This window comes from Actinoallomurus acanthiterrae (assembly GCF_054775715.1).
Genome location: NZ_BAAHCO010000001.1, coordinates 2,820,616 through 2,837,578, shown reverse-complemented (window position 1 = coordinate 2,837,578; position 16,963 = coordinate 2,820,616). Strand labels below are relative to the sequence as shown.

Genomic DNA, 16,963 nt, shown 5'->3' with positions numbered 1-16,963 from the left:
GGGAGTACCGACAATGGACACGACCCGCCTCACTCTGGCCTACCGCGACCTGGTCGCCGCGGCCTCGGCGGTCGATACGCCGCGAGCCGACGTCGACTGGACGCTGGCCCACATCGCCATCAGCGACGAGATGCTCGCCGGAGCGGCCGAACGGCTCCTCTCCGGCGAGGACGTCGTGGTGGACAACCGCGCCGCGATGGACGAGACCGCGATCGCGGAACTGATCGCGACCACCTCGCACGCCGAACGCGTCGCGCTGGTCCACCGCAACGGCGCGGCCCTCACGAACCTGGTCGGCCGGATCCCGGACGCGACGGCCGCTCGAACCGTACGGATCCGCCTCGTCGACCGCACCGGCCGCCAGGTCACCGACACCGAGGTGACGTGGGACCGGCTCATCCGGATGCGGGCCGAGGAGCACCTGCCCGGGCACACCGCACGGCTCTCCGCCATCAGCGGCGCAGGCTCCGCCACCCGGCCCTGACCGCCGCACGGGCGCCGACCGTGACGACGGCCGAGGCGACCGTGACCACCTGGGACAGCCGGACGGCACGCCGGATGTCATGCGGTTCGGCCGCGCGGCCGTCACCAAGCTCGGGCCGGTGCTCGACGCGGTTCCCGTACACGTTGACGCCGCCGAGCCGTACGCCGAGCGCCCCGGCGAACGCCGCCTCGCAGCGGCCGGCGTTCGGGCTGGGATGGGCGGCACCGTCGCGGCGGAGGATCGCGTACGCCGCGCGCGGCGATCCGCCGACGAGCGGCGCGCAGACGACCGTGAGCAGCCCGGTCAGCCGGGCGGGCGCCCAGTTCGCCACGTCGTCGAGACGGGCAGCGGCCCAGCCGAAGCGCAGGTAGCGAGGGCTGCGGTGCCCGACCATCGCGTCCAGTGTGTTGACCGCCCGGTACGCGAGCAGCCCCGGCACGCCGAAGACCGATCCCCAGAACAGCGGCGCGACGGCGGCGTCAGAGGTGTTCTCGGCGATCGACTCGACCGTCGCCCGCGCCAACTCCTTGGCGTCCAGGGCGCTCGGGTCCCGCCCGCACAGGTGCGGCAGCCGCCGCCGAGCCGCCTCGACATCACCCGCCTCCAGAGCGGCCGCCATCGCCAGCCCCTCCCGCCCCAGCGACGTCCCACCGAGAACCGCCCAGGTAGAGACCGCCGTGACCACGACCCGAGCCCGGCCGCCGGCCCGTTCCGGGTCGACCCGTCGCGGTCGGCGTCCCGTACGGCCGGTGCGCGCGGCGCTGCTCCGTACGACCGCGTCGGCGGCGATGCCCAGGCCGGCGGCTCCGAGCACACAAATCCCTGTGAACACGGCTCCACGCGCCCGGGAGTCGGCGTAGAGCCGCCGCTCCAGCGCCGACGCCGCCCGGCCGAACGCCGCCACCGGATGCCCCCGCCGCGGGTCGCCGACCACCGCGTCCAGCAGCAAGCCCGCCCACAGCCCCTTCTCCGTCGTCACAGACGAAGACGATAGGCCCGCCCGACCGTCCGGCATCCATGAGGCCGGGTGGTCGCGTCCGCTTCGGCGGAGGCTGTTCGTCAGCCCGTCCCCGCCTCGTCCCGGCCGATGACGCCGACCTCGACGCAGTCGCTGCCCTGCTGAGTGCCGCTGTAGCTACTCTTCCGGTACGGCTCGATCACTGGTACAACTCCATCTTCGTACGAATCAGTTCTTTCGACTGAGCATCATTGAGGGCCTTTAGCCCTATCCGGTCGTAACGGTCGAGATACCGGCGCGCTCCAAGGGAATAGACCAGCCTTCCTTCCTCTGGTGACTCCGTATAGGCGACGTCACCCGTGGCGTTGGACAGCACTTTGAAACTACCATCTAGCCCCATATAAGCCCCTGCCGACTTCGGAATCACCCGAATCCCGACGTTCGGCATGTCCGCGAGCTGAAGCAGACGCGCTAGCTGCCCACGCATGACCTCGGGGCCACCGACCGGCCACTCGAGAACCGTCTCAGCGATGATCACCCACAACAGGGGAGGATCCTTCCGCGACAGGATGGCCTGTCGGTTCATGCGCTCCTCGACGACAGCTTGGGCCACCTCCTCGCTGGCACCGCCTGCGAGCACGAGTGCGCGCGCGTACTCCGGCGTCTGGAGCAGACCGGGAATGACCACGGCCTCGAAGATTCGGATCGTCGAGGCCGTCGCCTCGATGTCGCGATGTTCCGCGCTCCAGTGTCCGTCCGGCTCCCGCAGGGCATGAACGACCAGGGCAGCGAACAAACCCCCGGTTTGCAGGGCTTCGTCCGCAAGAACCGCTTGTTTCGGATCGAGTTTGAGAGCGTTCGACTCGATCCGCGAAACAGTCGATCGAACACAGCCGATCCGCTCGCCGAGCTGCGTGCCCGTGAAGCCCGCCCGCTCACGGTAAAAGCGCACCTGAAGAGCGATTACCGCCCACAACGAGGACATTGGATCGGGTTGCGACCGCATGGCCATCTCTTGATCCCCTGCGTTTCCGGATGTTTCTGATGTTTCCTCGAAACAGTGCGATGTTAGCGCGCCAGGTCCACGCTGGCTCTACGAATCCGCAAAGCAATACCAGGAGCCATCATTATGAGCCAGATCAATATCGAGATGGAGAACGCCGAGAGGCTAACGATCAAGGGCCGACCGGAAATGGCCAGGACCGCCCGCGCGTTCGCTCGCGCGAGCCTCGGCCGATCGGGCTGTAGCCCGAACGCGATCGACGACGGAGAGCTGATCATCTCCGAGCTGGTCACCAACGCCATCAAGGCCGCGCCAGGCCAAGAGATCAAGATCTCGATATTCCCCCTACGGAAGTACGTCGTCATGTGCGTCTACGACCCTGGAGACGGCCTGCCCCGGCAGAAGCAGGCGGGCTCTCACGATGAATCCGGGCGCGGGATTCCCATCGTCAAGCAGTGCGCCCGCCGATACGGCGCGTTCGAAGTGGTCGGCGGAAAGATCGTCTGGGCGATGGTGGAGAGACAGGCGTGATCGAGGAGACTTCCACCATCGAGCGCTATCGCGCGGCACCGCGGGCATGATTCGACCGGGGCGGAAGTATCGCGGCTCTACGGTCGACGTGTGATCGCAATGATCTTCGAGTACCGGTTCGATCCGGACGACGACGCCGCTTTCCAGGACTATCTGGCCGAGTCGGCCCGGCTTCGGGAGTTGCTGCCCGAGCTCGACGGGTTCTACGGGATCGAGCGGTACGCCAGTGAGACGGAGCCGGGCAAGTATCTCGCCCTCGGGTTCTTCCGGGACGAGGAGGCCGTCGCCGCCTGGCGGAACACGGGGGCGCACCGGCGCGCGCAGGCGCTGGGCCGGCACCGATTCTTCACGACGTACCGGCTGCGGATGGCGGAAGTGGTCCGGGACTACGGCCCGGACGACCGTGACCAGGCACCGGCGGACAGCCGCCGCGTGCACGGCTGAGGGAGACGATGATGTACGACCTGACCATCGAACTGGACGACCGGCCGGGCGCGTTGGCGGAGATGGGCGAGGCGCTGGGCGCGGCGGGGGCCAGTGTGGAGGGCGGCGGCGCCTGGAGCGTCGACGGCCGCGGGGTGGCGCACTTCCTGTTCCACGACGGCGAGGCGGCGACCACCGCGCTGGAGCAGGCCGGCATCAAGGTCGTTGCCTGCCGGAAGGTGGTCGCGCGGCGCCTCGACCAGGACAAGCCGGGCCAGTTGGGTGCGATCACCCGGGCGCTCGCCACGGCCGGGGTGAACATCGAGGTGCTCTACTCCGACCACGACCACCGGCTCATCCTGGTCACCGACGACCCGGACACCGCCGCCACCGCGACCGCCTCCTGGGACCGGTGAGCGACGTCAGCCGACTGGAGACGCCGGGCGCACGGTGTCGCAGCGAGCGTCATCGCGTCACTTTCCAGCGAGATGAGTGGCGAGTACTGACGACAAGACGGCGCGGAACGCCTCGTTGTGGCGCGGATCGTCCGGGTCGTGTCCGAGGCCGGCGAGCCAGGACCGCCGGCCGAGTGCGTAGCCGTACGCACCGGACAGGGCCAGGAGGACGACTGCCTCGATCCGTGCCCGGTCCGGCCCGTGGGGTTCGGGTAGCACGCTACGGACGCCGTCTTCGATGGCGTCGACCAACTCGGACAGGTTCGCCGACGCGGAGTCGAGGTCATCGGCATGGAGTTGGGACCAAGTCCACAGTCGGACGTACCGCTCGTCCGCAAGCGTGTCGAAGAGCACCTTCGTCATGCCCTCCGCGTAAGGCACTCCGTTGTCGGCCCGCATCCGTTCTCGGACGCGTTCGCGTTGCCGCTCGTTCTCGCGCTGCAGGACAGCCTGCACCAGTGCTCGGTAGGTGCCGAAGTAGTGGGTTACAAGACCATGCGTCACGCCGACCGCATCCGCGATCCGGCGTAGCCCGACGCCGTCGGGGCCGTGTCGCGCGATGAGGTCGGTGGCGGCATCCAGGATCTCCTCCCGCGCCTGCTCGGGCGTGCGCCGTCGTCGCGTCATCATTCTCCTATTGGCAGAGTGGACAATATCTTACTGGCCAGATGGCCAACGAGGGGGTCAGGCAAGGGCGTTAGCCTCTCGCAATGGGAAACGACGATCTTCCGGCCCTGGAGCTCGCCTTCCCCGGTCCGGAGCGCGACCGGGGTGTGGCCGCGATCCTGAGCGGTCACAAGACGGCGCTCACCGGTCTCCACGAGCTCTATGAACATGCCGGAGAGGCGGTGCCGCGGACCGGTCAGCGGTACTCCGTGCTCGACTCGGACGGGCGACCGGCGGTCACGATCGAGCTCGTCGAGGTGCGTGTCGTCCCCATCAAGGAGATCGACGACGACTTCGCGCGGGCCGAGGGGCGCGGTTACGCCGACGTCGCGGAGTGGCGCGCGGCCCACGAGGAGTTCTTCCGGAGCGATGGGGTGAGCGAGTTCCTCGGCCGAACGCCCGTCATCGGCGATGACACGCTCGTGGTCGCCGAGCGCTTCCGCGTGGTCGAGCGAGAGTCCTGACCGCACCGTACGGCTCCCGCACACGCGGCGGCGACAGGCGAGACGTCCGGTTTGTGACGAGGTCATGGTGAGGTCGTGATCGCGTCTCTGGTCGACGTTTTCGCTGGCCAGCAGGATCGCACTCAGTCGATTCGAAGGAGTCATCATGAGTGCCCTGCCCCAGCCTCGGAGGCTTTGGAAGGCCGCGTCTTCGTGGCACGGACCGCTCGGTTACTGCGCGGCGGCGATGGCGGTGCTGGCCGTTGCCAGCGCGATCGGCCTCGTGGTCGACGGGCGGACGCTGCTCGGCCAGGGAGTGTGGCTCAAGCCGTTCAAGTTCGCGGTCTCGTTCGGGTTGTACGCGATCACATTGGCCTGGATGATCGGCCGGGCTCCGCGATGGCGGCGGACGCTGTGGTGGCTGGGCACCCTGGCCGTGGTCGGGTTCGTCACGCCGGAGGTCACGGCTATCACCTTCCAGGCGGCGCGCGGTGTCCGCAGCCACTTCAACTTCTCGACCCCCTTCGACGCGACGGTATTCATGATCATGGGCGGCGCGGCCTACCTGGGCTGGCTGCTGACCTTCGGAATGGGGATCCTCCTGGTGGTACAGCGCCGGATGGACCGGGCCATGACATGGGCGATAGCCCTCGGACTGGGCATCTCACTCGCCGGCATGTCCGTCGGCTACCTGATGACGGCTCCCACTCCGGACCAGGCGCACGGGCTTGCCGAAGGACTGCACCTGTCCACGATCGGCGCGCACAGCGTCGGCGCGCCGGACGGGGGCTCCGGCATGCCGGTGACCGGCTGGGCGACCGGTTCGGGTGACCTGCGGGTGGCGCACTTCATCGGCCTGCACGCCCTGCAGGTGCTTCCGCTGATCGCGATCGGCCTGCGCATGTTGTCTCGCCGTTTCTCGGTGCTCGCGGGCACCGCCACCCGCGCGACGCTCGTGATCACCGCGGCGTCGGGTTACGCGGGGCTCACCGGACTGACACTGTGGCAGGCGGAGCGTGGACAGGCCCTCATCCACCCCGACGGCTCGACGCTCGGTGCGCTCGCGGCTCTCGCCGGATGGGTGTCGGCCTGTGCGGTCATGATCCTTGCCGTGTCCGCCCGGCGGTCCAGGACGTCTGCCGGCCGGCGACTCACCGCCGCCACCCCGGCCAGGTCGTACGTCGGTCGATGAGACCCGCACCGGTCGATGAGCCGCGCCGGTCCCGCGGCAGCGGACCGACTCGGACAGCCGGGCTGCCCGGTGGATGAGCGGGTAGTGGAAGATTGACGATGATCGCCGCATCACGCTTGGGAGCCGAAGCATGGAACTCACCGCGGAACCCTGTTCGCCGGTTCGGGTGGAGCACGCCGAGGGGCCGTTCTGGCACGGAGACCGGCTCGGCTGGGTCGACATCATGGCGGGGCGGCTGTGGCTGGCCGGCTTCGACGGCAAGACGCTCACCGACCCGCGCTCGCTGGAGGTCGACCGCCCGATCGGCGCCGCCGTCCCCCGCGTCCTGGGCGGGTGGATCATCGCCGCGGGGACGTGCTTCATGGAGCTGGACGAGGACGGCCGGGCGACGGCCCTGACCGGCGACCTGGCCGACACGTCCACGATCCGGATGAACGACGGCAAGTGCGACCCGGCGGGGCGGTTCTGGGCCGGCACGATGGCGTTCGACGAGACGCCCGGGGCCGGGTCGCTGTTCGTCTTCGATGGCTCGATCCGTACGGTGCTGGACGGGGTCACGATCTCGAACGGCCTCGACTGGAGCCCCGACCGTCGCACCATGTACTACATCGACACGCCGACCGGTCAGGTCGACGCGTTCGACTACGACCTGGAGACCGGCGCGGCCACGAACCGCAGGCGGCTGTTCGACGTCGAGGGCGGCCACCCGGACGGCATGAGCGTCGACGACGAGGGCCACCTGTGGGTGGCGCTGTGGGGCGGCGGCGCCGTGCACCGGTACGACCCGTCCGGACGCCTGGTGACGACGGTCCGCCTGCCGGTGACGAACGTGTCGAGCTGCTGCTTCGGCGGCACCGACCGCTCGACGCTGTTCATCACGACGTCCCAGCAGGGCCTGTCGCCCGAGCAGCGGGCGGCCGAGCCGGACGCCGGCCGGATCTTCCGCGTCGACCCCGGCGTCTCCGGCCCGGTCGCCACGCCCTTCACGGCCGGCCGTTAGGGAGTGTCCGGCGGTTTCAGACCTGTGCGTCATCGCCGGTAGAGGGCGGCCAGGGCGTTCACGGTCTCGGTCATCCGCTCTCGCAGGGCCGGCGGACCGAGGACCTCGATGTCCGCGCCGAGGCGGAGGAAGTCGGCGAGCGCCTGCTCGACCGACTCGATCGGGACGATGATCCGTACCCGGCCGTCGGCGTCCGGCTCGCCGGCGGTGCCGTGGGCGGCTCGTGCCACGGCCGGCTCCAGGACGTGCGGGATGCGCTCCAGGGCTCCCGGGGAGACCCGGAGCGTCGCCTCGTCCCGGTGCCGGCCCGCGTGGAACCGCTCGACATGGCTCCGCCAGTACGCGGACAGGTCGAAGCCGGCCGGGTGAACGACTCGGCGATGACGGTGAGGTCGGTGATCCGGGACACGCGGTAGGTGCGGATGCCGTCCTCGTGCCCGGCGACGAGGTACCAGTGTCCCGCCTTCAGCACGAGGCCGTACGGATCGACGGTCCGGTCGATCTCGTGCGGCTCCGCCCAGCGTAGGTAGCGGATGCGCACGCGGTGACGGGTCCACACCGCGTCCGCGACCGCGTCGAGCCGGTCGGTGCGGTCGGTGTCGCCGTACCAGGGCGGGGCGTCGAGGTGGAAGCACTCGGAGATCCGCGCGGCGTGCGCCCGCGACTCCACAGGCAGGGCGGCCAGGAGCTTCAGCTGCGCGGCGCTCACGGCGGCGCCGAGGCCCAGGTCCGCCGCGACCGACGGCATCCCGGCCAGGAACAGCGACTCGGCCTCCGCGGCGGTGAGCCCGGTCAGCCGGGTGCGGTAGCCGTCCAGCAGGCGATAACCGCCGTCGTGCCCCGCCTCGCCGTACACCGGGACGCCCGCCGCGCCGAGTGCCTCCACGTCGCGGTAGACGGTGCGCACCGAGACCTCCAGGGCGTCGGCGAGCTCCTGGGCGGTCATCCGTCCCCGGGTCTGGAGGAGCAGAAGCAGGGACACCAGCCGGCTCGCGCGCACGATCCTCAACAATGCCGCGCTCCACTGACAGAACGTGTCAGTGGACCGGCCGTACGGTCCGGCCATGGACGATTTCAACCAGTTCGTAGAGCGTTACGCCGCCGTCTGGAACGAACCGGACGCCTCCGTGCGCCGCGAGATGATCGCGGACCTGTGGGCCGAGGACGGCGTCGAGTTCACCGAGTCGGGCGAGTACCGCGGGCAAGAGGAGATCGAGAGGCGGGTCACCGGGGCGTACGAGGAGTTCGTCCGGGATGGTGGGTTCGTCTTCCGGGCGGCGGGCGAGGCGGTCGGGCATCACGACGCCGTCCGGTTCACGGTCGAGATGGCGCCAGGCACGGGCGGCGACGCCGTGTGGAACGGGTCGATCTTCGTCGTCCTCGGTGAGGACGGCCTGATCCGGTCCGACCACCAGTTCGCCGGAGACCTCGATCCGGGCACGCGGGCGGTCGCGCGGGAGTACCTTCGCCGGCTCGTCGCGGGCGATCCGGAGCACGTCGCGGAGATCTTCGCCGAGAAGGTCGACTGGCGCCTGGACTGGCCCGTCGAGGGTCATCCGGCCGTGCCCTGGATCCGTCCCCGCTCCACCCGCGCCGAGGTCGCCGACCACTTCCGGACCATCCAGGACTTCCACGTCCCGCAGGAGCAGGGGTCGTCGGCGGCGGAGATCGTCGTCGACGGACCGGACGCGGTGATCCTGGGTGAGATCCGGCAGACGGTCAAGGCGACCGGCGAGCCCTACGCGGCGCTGTGCGCGGTCCGCCTCACCGTGGAGGACGGCCTGATCACCCGGTACCACGTGTACGAGGACAGCCTCACCGTCGCGGAGGCACTGGCCCGCGCCGACGCCGGTCGCTGACGGGACGCACCGTCCGCCGGCGCGCGCAGTCCGGGCGGCGGCCCGCTCGACCGCCGCACGGCGACCCTCCGCGTACGGGTGGGCGGGCCGGCCGCTACGGCGAAACGCCGATGATCAGCGGCAGGGCGCCCTCACCGTAGGGCGAACCTGTCGATCGGCGGGTGGCCGTCCACCAGCTCGGCGACGAGTTCGCCGAGCAGCGGCGTGAACTTCGCGCCGTGTCCGGAACAGGCGGAGCAGACCACGAACGGGCCGCGGCGGTCGAGGACGAAGTCCTCGTTCGGTGTCGAGGTGTAGAGGCAGGTCAGCTCCGAGCGCGGGACCGGGTCGAGGCCGGGGAGCCACTCGCGCGCGTACGCGACCGCTCGCTCCCGGGCGGCCGGGTCGACGGCGAAGTCCCGGTCGTCCGCCGTCGTCACCGCGCCGTGCACGTGCTCGCCGACCTTGAGGTACGGCCCTTCCGGCAGCGCGTAGAGGTCGAGGGACGTCTCACCGTGCACGACCGTGGGCCAGGGGCCGGGGTCCGTACGGTCGAAGAAGAAGACCTGCTGCTGGGTCACGGTCAGCGGCGGGAGCGGGACCAGGCCGTCGAGGAGCGGGCCGGTCCAGCCTCCCGCCGCGACCACGACCGTACGGGCGCGCCAGGTGCCGGTGTCGGTGGTGAGGGTGACGCCGTCCGAATCCGGCCGTAGGGCGCGGACCGGAGTGTCGTACGCGACGTGCGCCCCGGCGTCGACGGCCAGGCGGACCATGGCGCCCATCGCCGCCTCCGGGTCGAGGACGCCGCCCTCCGGGTCGAAGACCACGGGTCCCTCGAACCGGATGCCGGGCCAGCGGCGGGCCGCCTCGGCCGGGTCGAGCAGTTCGGCGGGGACGCCGTGCTCCCGGAGCAGGGCCGCCATGCGCTCGGGCTCGCGGCCGGGGCCGTGGTCGACGCCGCCGGTCCGGGTCAGGAGCCGCTCGCCGGCCTGCTCCCCGAGCTCGTCCCACAGCCGCCCCGCCCGGCCGGTGAGCTCGACGTACAGCGGGTCGAGGTAGGCGTGGCGGAAGATCCGGGCGCGGCCGTGCGAGCTGCCGCGCCGGTGGCCCGGCCCGTATGCCTCGAAGGCCGCGACGCTCCGTCCGCGCCGGCTCACCGCCCAGGCCGCGGCGGATCCTGCCAGTCCGAGCCCCACGATCGCCACATCGATGTCGTCCATGCCCCGCATCATGCCTGTATAGACGCCTGCGCTACGATACTTGCAGAATACAGATAAAACGTGGGAGGACTCCGGTGACCCACCTCCGCCTCACCGCGACACGCGTCGCGGGCACCGGCCGAACGGCACGACGATGAGCACGCCCGCAGCCGCCGCGTACGGCTGTTCCGGGCTCGATGACGCGACTCTCAGCACGTTTCTCACCAAGGCGGTCACGGGGCGCACCACACCGGTGCGGCTCGTCGGCTCCGGGCTCCACGACCTGGCCGCCCGGCTGATCGCCGACGGGGTGCCGGTCGAGGTGTGCGTCCCCCACCGGCGTGACGCCCGCGCACTGCGGCGGGCGGCGCACCGGATCGGCGGCGACCTCCCCACGCCGTCCGTCGGCGGGATCGACGTCGACCTGCCATTCCCCGACGGGGCCCTGCACGCGCTCGTCTGCCGCCTCGATCCGAGATCCTTCCCGTTCCCCCGTCACACCGTCCGCGAACTCGGCCGGGCTCTCGCCCCGGACGGCCTGGTCGTGGTACTCCCCGGTGAGCGGCCGTCCTGGCCGGCGAGCCTGGTCGACGCGTGGGCCGCGGCCGCCGGGCTCGCGCCGCCCGACGAGCGTGAGACGGGCGGCGCGCTGCCGTTCACCGGCGCGGCGTACCGGGCACGAGCCTGACCACGCGGTCTACCAGGCACAAGGCCGGCCACCGTTCACCCACGCGGTCTACCAGGCACAAGGCTGACCACCGACCGCGGCGCACGGTGCGCCGCCGTCGGCCGGCGGCGCACCGGAGCCATCTCGATGCTCGCTACAGGTTCGCCACGGCCGGGATGACGTCGGCGCCGATCGCCTCGAGCGGTGTGACGCGCCAGACGTCGGTGACACCGCCGATGACCGCGTCGATGCCGAGCTCCGCCAGCTTCCCGAGCGTGTCGACGATCTCGCCCGTCTTCTCGCCCTTCTCGCCGGGATCGAAGCGGAAGATGACAGTCTTCTCGATCTCGTCGTAGTCGCGGCCCTCCGCCGCGCAGTGCTCCCGGAGCACGTCGAGCTTGTGGGCCAGCTCCGGGCCGGGGAACAGGTTGCACGCCTGCGCGTACCGGGCCACGAACCGCAGCGTCTTCCGCTCGCCCGACCCGCCGATCATGATCGGCGGGTGCGGTCGCGACAGTGCCTGCGGCGAGTTGAGCGTGCGTTCGAGACGGTAGTGCCGCCCCTCGTACGCCTCGTCGCCGTCGCCCCACATCCGCAGGCAGATCTGCAGCGTCTCCTCCAGCCGCTCGAAGCGCTCGGCCACCGGCGGGAAGGGCAGGCCCAGGCCGCGCGCCTCCTCCTCGTTCCAGGCCGCGCCGATGCCCAGCTCGGCCCGCCCGCCGGACAGCGCGTCGAGCGTCGTCACGGTCTTGGCGAGCAGCCCCGGCGGCCGGTAGACCGCCCCGGTGACGAGGGTGAGCAGCCGCGCGCGGGACGTGTGCGCGGCCAGGAAGCCGAGCGTGGTGTATGCCTCGAGCATGTCGTTCTCGGGCGGCCCGACCATGCTGATCTGGAAGAAGTGGTCCATCACCGCGATCCGGTTGAACCCCGCGTCATCGGCGGTGCGCGCGACGCGGGCCAGGTCAGCACCGAGACTCGACGGTCCGCCGGGCCAGGTGAAGTCAGGAATCTGTAGTCCGACCTTCATTGAGATGCACCTCCCACCCGTGATCCTGTCACGCGTCGGCGAGGAGGTCTCACCTGCTTCCGACGGGGACCTCCACGAACCCCATCGACTCGTACAGCGCACGAGCACGGGTGTTCTGGCCGGTCACGGCGAGGGAGAGCCGGTCGTAGCCCTGCTCCGCCAGCACCCCCATCACCGCCTGGATCAGCCGCCGGCCCAGCCCCCGCCCGGTGTGCGACGACGCCGTGAAGACGAACGCCAGCAGGGGGACCCGGCGCCAGACCGTCACCAGGGCGGCCGCGACGAGACGGCCGCCCTCCTCCGCGACGAGCGACGCCTCCGGCAGGAACGGCCCGTACTCCCCGTCGAAGGTGAGCCGGACCTCCTCGGTGGCCGACGGGACGCCGTCCCCGACGTCCCGCTCGTCCGGCGTCCCCCGGTAGGCGTCCCACATCAGGGTGCCGAGCGCCGGAATGTCCACGCGGGTCGGCGACCGGAACGAGTGGTCCGTCGACGCCCGGATCCCGGAGAGCATCGCGTCGAGCCGGTATCGCATCGGCTCCGCCGGAGGACGAGTCATGCAGCCGAGCCTAGGCCGCTCGCACCGGATGGCGAAGGATCGTGCGTATCTTCTCCGGGTCGGTCTCCCGGAAATCGGACAGGTAGATCTCGTGGTGCAGACCGTTCGGCACCAGGCCGGCCTCCTTCGTCAGAGCGTCCATCTTCGCGAGGCTCCGCGGCTCGTCGGCGTACGGCCCCCGGTGCAGGATCTGGACGCAGCGCCCTTCGGTGTAGGTGACGAGCTGGACCCGCGCGGCGGCCGGATGCGGCGCGGCCTGCCTCGCCTCGTCGTACCAGGCGTCCTCCACCGTCTCCGGCAGCGGAAGGAACAGGTGCCACCGCCACTCCTCGCGGGGAACCTCGAGCGGCGGCCGTTCGTCCTCGACCCACCACCGGCCCTCGAGCGGAGGCAGGTCGAAACCCCGGTCGTTCCGGGCGGCCAGGCTGCCGGCGACGGCGTACAGCGCCCCGATGCTCGTCAGGTGCTCCGGCCCGCCGGGCTCTCCCACTCCCGAGACGGACAGTCCCCGCACCGGCCCGAACTCCACGAGCTCGGGTTCTTCGGCGGCCTTATACCGGTTCATTCGCATTCCTCCAGTTGGATCAACAGATGGGTCACGAGCCGCTCCGGTGGCGTGCTCGTGGGGTCGGAGACGTAGACCTCCCGCAGCGGCCCGACCGGCGTGTGACCGCGGTCTCCCGCCCAGGCCAGGAGGGCGTGCGCGGTGAGGTCGATCTGGTCGTACGGCCCGACATGGGTCGCCGACGCGAACAGCCCACCGGGGAGTACGTCCGCCGACGTACCGGGGACCGTCGCGTCCGTCCCGGCTGCGACGGACACGACGATCTCCGGCGTGAGGTCGAGCGGGAACAGGCCGATCAGCATCGGGCCGGCCCCGCCGGAGGCCGTCAGTGCCCCGCCCGGACCGGTCTCGGCCGACGCCGCCGTGAGCGCGCCGATCAGGCGGGCCGCGCACGCCGACGTCACCGCGCCGATCCGATCCCACGTTGCGACGTCCCGTACGATCGCCACCCGCCGGGCCGGTTCGCGGACCAGGCTCACGGGAGGGCCGGGCAGCCCGTCGGTGAGGATGCGCTCCAACGCCGCGAGGTTGCGCCGCCGGCGCGCCAGGTCCGCCTCCATCGTGTCCCGTACGCCGCCCAGGGCGCCGGTCCCCTCGGCCAGCACCTGACCGATCACCGGGAGGGACACGTCGAGAGAGCGCAGCAGGCCGATGACGAGGGCGGCACGGGACTGGTCCGGCCGGTAGTAGCGGTACCCGGTGTCCGGGTCGACGTGGGCCGGGGTCAGCAGCCCGAGGTCGTCGTAGTTGCGCAACTGCTTGACGCTGAGCCGGCACAGCCGGGCGAACCGCCCGATCGGCAGGTATCCCTCGTTCACGGGCACCAGCATGGTCTCTCCCTCAATGGGAGAGTCCAGTCGCGGGCCGCGCGCAGGTTGGACTCTCCCACCATGGGAGAGTCCACGATGGTGGCGTGCAAGACGAACTTCTCACCATCGGGCCCTTCGCCCGCCTGTGCCGGCTCAGCGTGAAGCAGCTTCGGCACTACGACGAGATGGGGCTGTTGGCCCCGGTCCGTGTGGACGCCGGCTCCGGCTACCGCTATTACGCGCCTGAGCAGGCCCGTGATGCCCTGACCATCGCCCTGCTCCGCGAGATGGACCTTCCCCTGGCGGTGATCGCCCAGGCGCTGGCCGCCGAGCCTGAGTCCAGGGCCCGGATTCTGCGCGCCGAGCGGGACCGGCTGGCCGAGCGGATCAGCAGGGACCAGGCACGTCTGGAGATGCTGGAACGGCTGGCGGAGGGCGGCCTGCCCGGCTATGAGGTCACGATGGGCCGAGAGCCGGAGCGACGCCTGGCCGTGGTGCGGGCGACCTGCGCACCTGCGGAGATCGGGAAGAAGGTCGAGGAGTGCGTGGGCCTGCTGCTGCCCGTGCTCGGTAAGGCTGGAATCGCATGGGAGCCGCCGCTGTGGGCGCTGTACCCGCTGGATCTGGCTGAGCGGATGGAGATCGCCGTCGGAGTGCAGACGCCGCAAGGGGAAGGAACGCCCGGCCTGCGGTTCGAGGCGCTGCCCGGCGGACCCGTCGCCGAGACCGTGCACGTCGGTCCCTATGCCCAGCTGCCCTTGGCCTACAACGCTCTCTTCGCCGCCATCCACGAGCGCGGGCTGCGCCCGCGAGCGCCCGTACGTGAGGCCTATCTCGTCGGGCCGGCAGAGGCACCGCGAGAAGAACTGATGACCCGGCTGATCATCCCCGTCGAAGAGAGCACGGCATGACCACGGTGAAGGACATCGATGCCCGCGGTACGCAGCACTGCGAGACGACGGCTCTGGGGGTGCTCCTGCGGCACCAAGGACTCGATCTGTCCGAGCCCATGCTCTTCGGCCTCGGCTCCGGCCTGTCCTTCATCTACTGGGACAGCAAGAACATGGGCTTTCCCTTCCTCGGAGGACGGGTCAAGCCTTTCGAACTCACCAGGAACCTGGCCACCAGACTCGGGCTGGAGCTCGTGGTCCAGGAGACCGCCTCCCCCCGCAGAGCGTGGGAGAACGTGACTGCCCCCATCGACGCGGGCCACCCCGTCGGACTGCAGCTCGACAGCTACTACCTGGACTACTTCCGGTCCAAGGTGCACTTCGGCGGTCATGTCGTCACCATGTACGGCTACGACGACCACGACGCCTACCTGGTGGACACCGACCAGCAAGGCGGAACGGTGTCCACCAGCCTGACCGGCCTCGCCCAGGCCAGAGCCGCGCGCGGCCCGATGACCGCCAAACACCGGTCCTTCACCCTCACCGCTCCGGGGAACCCGCCCTCCCCACAGGGTCGGATCGTTCCCGCCATCACCGCCTGCGCCGACGCGTTCCTCAACCCGCCCATCGCCAACCTCGGCCACCGGGGCATCGAGAAGGCCGGCAAGCTGGTCCGCACCTGGCTACAGCGCACCGACACCCCGCAGCGGGACCTGCCGCAGGCCGCCCTCCTGATGGAGAAGGCCGGCACCGGCGGCGCCCTGTTCCGTAACCTCTACCGCGACTTCCTCGCCGAATGCGCCCAGCTGCTGGACAGCAGCCACCTGCGCACCGGCCACGAGCTGTACACCGAGGCGGCCACCCTGTGGACGGAAGTCGCAGCACTGATCGCAAAAGCCGGTGAATCAGGCGATGCGCAGTGCCTCGTACAGGCAGGCAACATCCTCTGCGACCTTTCCCGCACAGAGCGCGAGGCCATGCAGGCGCTGAGCCGCCTCTGAAGTCCCACGCCCCGGAACGGCCGCTACGCATGCCCCTAAAGCCCGTAATGTCGCAGTCGTGGTCGAGCAGATGTGGCGGGCGGTGGGCGTCTTCCGGCTCGTCACCCTCGGCTACGCCGCGGTCCTCATCCTGCGGGACCACGGGCGGTACGCCCATCCCCTGGGCGGGCTCCTCGCGCTCGCCGTGATGGCGGCGTGGTCCGTGCTCGTCACGGTCGCGTACACGCGCCCGTCGTTGCGGCGTCCCTGGCTGGTCGGCGCGGACGTGACCGTCGCGGCCGCGTTGATCCTCGCCACGCGTCTGGTCGACACGGCCGCCCGCATCGACCACGGGGCCGCGACGCTGCCGGTGTCGTGGGCGGCGGCGTCCGTGCTGGCCTGCGCGGTCGCGGGCGGCCCGTGGGCGGGGTGCGCCGGAGCCGCCGTCGTCTCGGCGGCCGACCTGCTCGAGCGGCAGGCGTTGCCGCACAACACGTTCAACGGCATCGTGCTGCTGCTCATCGCCGGCACGGTCGGCGGTCATGTCGTACGGCTCGTGCTGCACGCCGAGGCCGCCCTCGACCGCGCGGCCCGGCAGGAGGCGGCCACGGCCGAGCGGCAGCGCATCGCGCGGGACATCCACGACTCGGTCCTGCAGGTGCTCGCGCTGGTCAGCGTGCGCGGGCGGGAACTCGGCGGAGAGGCGGCCGAGCTCGGCCGGCTGGCCGGGGAACAGGAGGTGGCGCTGCGGTCGCTGGTCGCCGCCTCACCGACGCCGCCGCCGGACGGCCGGGTCGACGTACGGACGCTGCTGGAGCCCCTGGCCGGCGACCGGGTCACGGTGTCCTGCCCGGCGCACGCGGTCCTTCTCCCCGACGCGCCGGCGCGGGCCCTGGCCGCGGCGACCGGCGAGGCGCTCGACAACGTCCGCCGCCACGCCGGCCCGGACGCGCGAGCCTGGGTACTGCTCGACGACGAAGGCGAGGCGGTCGCGGTGAGCGTCCGGGACGACGGCGCGGGATTCGAGGACGGCCGCCTGGCCCGGGCGGCCGAGGCGGGGCGTCTCGGCGTCGCGCAGTCGATCGTCGGGCGGATCCGGGAACTCGCCGGAGAGGCGACCGTGACCTCGGTCCCCGGCCGCGGGACCGAGGTCGAACTCCGGATCCCCCGAGGGCTGCGGGACGAGGTGGAACACCATGGACGCTGACACCCCGAGAGACAAGGGCGAACCCATGGACGCCGCCCCCGGGAAACCCACGGGCGTCGACGGCCCG

Annotated in this window: 22 protein-coding genes and 1 pseudogene; 12 read left to right on the top strand and 11 right to left on the bottom strand. The window is 71.1% G+C overall.

The window, feature by feature from the left end; genetic code table 11:
* The first annotated feature begins 13 nt into the window (after positions 1-13).
* Positions 14-484, top strand: coding sequence for a hypothetical protein (locus tag ACYVF7_RS13795; RefSeq protein WP_460339517.1), 471 nt, complete (start codon positions 14-16; stop codon positions 482-484).
* Here ACYVF7_RS13795 and ACYVF7_RS13790 read toward each other — a convergent pair.
* The 3 genes from ACYVF7_RS13790 to ACYVF7_RS13780 are packed head-to-tail and all read right to left on the bottom strand — an operon-like array spanning position 453 to position 2,454.
* Complete coding sequence (locus ACYVF7_RS13790) at positions 453-1,499, bottom strand: cobalamin biosynthesis protein (RefSeq protein WP_460339515.1); 1,047 nt, start codon at positions 1,497-1,499, stop codon at positions 453-455. The two genes, ACYVF7_RS13795 and ACYVF7_RS13790, sit on opposite strands and share 32 nt — an antisense overlap.
* Positions 1,500-1,543: 44 nt before the next feature.
* Positions 1,544-1,645, bottom strand: coding sequence for a DUF397 domain-containing protein (locus ACYVF7_RS13785; protein WP_460339513.1), 102 nt, complete (start codon positions 1,643-1,645; stop codon positions 1,544-1,546).
* Positions 1,642-2,454: a helix-turn-helix domain-containing protein gene (locus ACYVF7_RS13780; protein WP_460339511.1), complete on the bottom strand. Its 813-nt coding sequence runs from the start codon at positions 2,452-2,454 to the stop codon at positions 1,642-1,644. The genes ACYVF7_RS13785 and ACYVF7_RS13780 overlap by 4 nt, the downstream gene beginning before the upstream one ends.
* Positions 2,455-2,571: 117 nt before the next feature.
* On the opposite strand from ACYVF7_RS13780, the gene ACYVF7_RS13775 reads away from it, so the two are divergent.
* From ACYVF7_RS13775 to ACYVF7_RS13765, 3 genes are all read left to right on the top strand, one after another.
* Positions 2,572-2,976 carry an ATP-binding protein gene (locus ACYVF7_RS13775; RefSeq protein ID WP_460339509.1) on the top strand — a complete coding sequence of 135 codons (405 nt, stop codon included), beginning with the start codon at positions 2,572-2,574 and terminating at the stop codon, positions 2,974-2,976.
* A 99-nt stretch (positions 2,977-3,075) separates the two neighbouring features.
* Positions 3,076-3,420, top strand: coding sequence for an antibiotic biosynthesis monooxygenase family protein (locus ACYVF7_RS13770; RefSeq protein WP_460357902.1), 345 nt, complete (start codon positions 3,076-3,078; stop codon positions 3,418-3,420).
* An 8-nt stretch (positions 3,421-3,428) separates the two neighbouring features.
* On the top strand, positions 3,429-3,815 hold the full coding sequence (locus ACYVF7_RS13765) for a hypothetical protein (protein WP_460339507.1): 387 nt from the start codon (positions 3,429-3,431) through the stop codon (positions 3,813-3,815).
* A 57-nt stretch (positions 3,816-3,872) separates the two neighbouring features.
* Here the strand turns inward: ACYVF7_RS13765 and ACYVF7_RS13760 are convergent, their stop codons facing one another.
* Positions 3,873-4,484: a TetR/AcrR family transcriptional regulator gene (locus ACYVF7_RS13760; protein WP_460339505.1), complete on the bottom strand. Its 612-nt coding sequence runs from the start codon at positions 4,482-4,484 to the stop codon at positions 3,873-3,875.
* 80 nt (positions 4,485-4,564) lie between these two features.
* Between ACYVF7_RS13760 and ACYVF7_RS13755 the strand changes: the two genes are divergently transcribed.
* From ACYVF7_RS13755 to ACYVF7_RS13745, 3 genes are all read left to right on the top strand, one after another.
* Positions 4,565-4,984 (top strand): ASCH domain-containing protein, encoded by a 420-nt coding sequence (locus ACYVF7_RS13755; protein ID WP_460339503.1) that lies wholly within the window; start codon positions 4,565-4,567, stop codon positions 4,982-4,984.
* Positions 4,985-5,129: 145 nt separating this feature from the next.
* Positions 5,130-6,155 (top strand): hypothetical protein, encoded by a 1,026-nt coding sequence (locus ACYVF7_RS13750; RefSeq protein ID WP_460339501.1) that lies wholly within the window; start codon positions 5,130-5,132, stop codon positions 6,153-6,155.
* A gap of 130 nt (positions 6,156-6,285) precedes the next feature.
* Positions 6,286-7,155 carry an SMP-30/gluconolactonase/LRE family protein gene (locus ACYVF7_RS13745; RefSeq protein WP_460339499.1) on the top strand — a complete coding sequence of 290 codons (870 nt, stop codon included), beginning with the start codon at positions 6,286-6,288 and terminating at the stop codon, positions 7,153-7,155.
* A gap of 29 nt (positions 7,156-7,184) precedes the next feature.
* Here the strand turns inward: ACYVF7_RS13745 and ACYVF7_RS13740 are convergent, their stop codons facing one another.
* Positions 7,185-7,712, bottom strand: a complete 528-nt coding sequence (locus ACYVF7_RS13740; protein ID WP_460357899.1) for a helix-turn-helix transcriptional regulator — start codon at positions 7,710-7,712, stop codon at positions 7,185-7,187.
* Positions 7,598-8,101, bottom strand: a pseudogene (locus tag ACYVF7_RS13735) (helix-turn-helix transcriptional regulator); the annotation flags it as partial. The pseudogene ACYVF7_RS13735 and the gene ACYVF7_RS13740, both read right to left, overlap by 115 nt.
* A 118-nt stretch (positions 8,102-8,219) precedes the next feature.
* Between ACYVF7_RS13735 and ACYVF7_RS13730 the strand changes: the two are divergent.
* Positions 8,220-9,014, top strand: coding sequence for a nuclear transport factor 2 family protein (locus ACYVF7_RS13730; protein WP_460339497.1), 795 nt, complete (start codon positions 8,220-8,222; stop codon positions 9,012-9,014).
* 131 nt (positions 9,015-9,145) lie between these two features.
* On the opposite strand, the gene solA is transcribed toward ACYVF7_RS13730, so the two are convergent.
* On the bottom strand, positions 9,146-10,213 hold the full coding sequence (gene solA, locus ACYVF7_RS13725; RefSeq protein ID WP_460339495.1) for an N-methyl-L-tryptophan oxidase: 1,068 nt from the start codon (positions 10,211-10,213) through the stop codon (positions 9,146-9,148).
* Between the two features lie 133 nt (positions 10,214-10,346).
* On the opposite strand from solA, the gene ACYVF7_RS13720 reads away from it, so the two are divergent.
* Complete coding sequence (locus ACYVF7_RS13720; protein ID WP_460339493.1) at positions 10,347-10,880, top strand: class I SAM-dependent methyltransferase; 534 nt, start codon at positions 10,347-10,349, stop codon at positions 10,878-10,880.
* Positions 10,881-11,013: 133 nt separating this feature from the next.
* Here ACYVF7_RS13720 and ACYVF7_RS13715 read toward each other — a convergent pair whose 3' ends face one another.
* Genes ACYVF7_RS13715 through ACYVF7_RS13700 form a run of 4 tightly spaced genes read right to left on the bottom strand, consistent with a single transcriptional unit; the run spans position 11,014 to position 13,840 of the window.
* Entirely contained in the window at positions 11,014-11,886 is an 873-nt protein-coding gene (locus ACYVF7_RS13715) for an LLM class F420-dependent oxidoreductase (protein WP_460339491.1), read from the bottom strand.
* A 49-nt stretch (positions 11,887-11,935) separates the two neighbouring features.
* Entirely contained in the window at positions 11,936-12,445 is a 510-nt protein-coding gene (locus ACYVF7_RS13710) for a GNAT family N-acetyltransferase (protein ID WP_460339489.1), read from the bottom strand.
* A 10-nt stretch (positions 12,446-12,455) separates the two neighbouring features.
* Positions 12,456-13,010, bottom strand: coding sequence for a GyrI-like domain-containing protein (locus ACYVF7_RS13705; RefSeq protein ID WP_460339488.1), 555 nt, complete (start codon positions 13,008-13,010; stop codon positions 12,456-12,458).
* The gene (locus tag ACYVF7_RS13700) at positions 13,007-13,840 is read right to left on the bottom strand and encodes a MerR family transcriptional regulator (RefSeq protein WP_460339486.1); all 834 of its coding nucleotides are present in this window, start codon (positions 13,838-13,840) and stop codon (positions 13,007-13,009) included. Before ACYVF7_RS13700 ends, ACYVF7_RS13705 begins: the two co-directional genes overlap by 4 nt.
* 83 nt (positions 13,841-13,923) lie before the next feature.
* On the opposite strand from ACYVF7_RS13700, the gene ACYVF7_RS13695 reads away from it, so the two are divergent.
* From ACYVF7_RS13695 to macS, 3 genes are read left to right on the top strand one after another with little or no spacing between them, the layout of a single operon-like run.
* Complete coding sequence (locus ACYVF7_RS13695; protein ID WP_460339484.1) at positions 13,924-14,730, top strand: MerR family transcriptional regulator; 807 nt, start codon at positions 13,924-13,926, stop codon at positions 14,728-14,730.
* The gene (locus ACYVF7_RS13690; protein WP_460339482.1) at positions 14,727-15,710 is read left to right on the top strand and encodes a BtrH N-terminal domain-containing protein; all 984 of its coding nucleotides are present in this window, start codon (positions 14,727-14,729) and stop codon (positions 15,708-15,710) included. The genes ACYVF7_RS13695 and ACYVF7_RS13690 overlap by 4 nt, the downstream gene beginning before the upstream one ends.
* 58 nt (positions 15,711-15,768) lie before the next feature.
* A complete protein-coding gene (macS, locus tag ACYVF7_RS13685; RefSeq protein WP_460339480.1) occupies positions 15,769-16,896 on the top strand; it encodes a MacS family sensor histidine kinase in 1,128 nt (375 codons plus the stop codon).
* Positions 16,897-16,963 lie beyond the last annotated feature (67 nt).

Coding starts and splice junctions, on each gene's coding strand:
- ACYVF7_RS13795 (WP_460339517.1), top strand. CDS start 14: ATGGACACGACCCGCCTCACTCTGGCCTACCGCGACCTGGTCGCCGCG.
- ACYVF7_RS13790 (WP_460339515.1), bottom strand. CDS start 1,499: ATGCCGGACGGTCGGGCGGGCCTATCGTCTTCGTCTGTGACGACGGAG.
- ACYVF7_RS13780 (WP_460339511.1), bottom strand. CDS start 2,454: ATGGCCATGCGGTCGCAACCCGATCCAATGTCCTCGTTGTGGGCGGTA.
- ACYVF7_RS13775 (WP_460339509.1), top strand. CDS start 2,572: ATGAGCCAGATCAATATCGAGATGGAGAACGCCGAGAGGCTAACGATC.
- ACYVF7_RS13770 (WP_460357902.1), top strand. CDS start 3,076: ATGATCTTCGAGTACCGGTTCGATCCGGACGACGACGCCGCTTTCCAG.
- ACYVF7_RS13765 (WP_460339507.1), top strand. CDS start 3,429: ATGATGTACGACCTGACCATCGAACTGGACGACCGGCCGGGCGCGTTG.
- ACYVF7_RS13760 (WP_460339505.1), bottom strand. CDS start 4,484: ATGATGACGCGACGACGGCGCACGCCCGAGCAGGCGCGGGAGGAGATC.
- ACYVF7_RS13755 (WP_460339503.1), top strand. CDS start 4,565: ATGGGAAACGACGATCTTCCGGCCCTGGAGCTCGCCTTCCCCGGTCCG.
- ACYVF7_RS13750 (WP_460339501.1), top strand. CDS start 5,130: ATGAGTGCCCTGCCCCAGCCTCGGAGGCTTTGGAAGGCCGCGTCTTCG.
- ACYVF7_RS13745 (WP_460339499.1), top strand. CDS start 6,286: ATGGAACTCACCGCGGAACCCTGTTCGCCGGTTCGGGTGGAGCACGCC.
- ACYVF7_RS13730 (WP_460339497.1), top strand. CDS start 8,220: ATGGACGATTTCAACCAGTTCGTAGAGCGTTACGCCGCCGTCTGGAAC.
- solA (WP_460339495.1), bottom strand. CDS start 10,213: ATGGACGACATCGATGTGGCGATCGTGGGGCTCGGACTGGCAGGATCC.
- ACYVF7_RS13720 (WP_460339493.1), top strand. CDS start 10,347: ATGAGCACGCCCGCAGCCGCCGCGTACGGCTGTTCCGGGCTCGATGAC.
- ACYVF7_RS13715 (WP_460339491.1), bottom strand. CDS start 11,886: ATGAAGGTCGGACTACAGATTCCTGACTTCACCTGGCCCGGCGGACCG.
- ACYVF7_RS13710 (WP_460339489.1), bottom strand. CDS start 12,445: ATGACTCGTCCTCCGGCGGAGCCGATGCGATACCGGCTCGACGCGATG.
- ACYVF7_RS13705 (WP_460339488.1), bottom strand. CDS start 13,010: ATGAACCGGTATAAGGCCGCCGAAGAACCCGAGCTCGTGGAGTTCGGG.
- ACYVF7_RS13700 (WP_460339486.1), bottom strand. CDS start 13,840: ATGCTGGTGCCCGTGAACGAGGGATACCTGCCGATCGGGCGGTTCGCC.
- ACYVF7_RS13690 (WP_460339482.1), top strand. CDS start 14,727: ATGACCACGGTGAAGGACATCGATGCCCGCGGTACGCAGCACTGCGAG.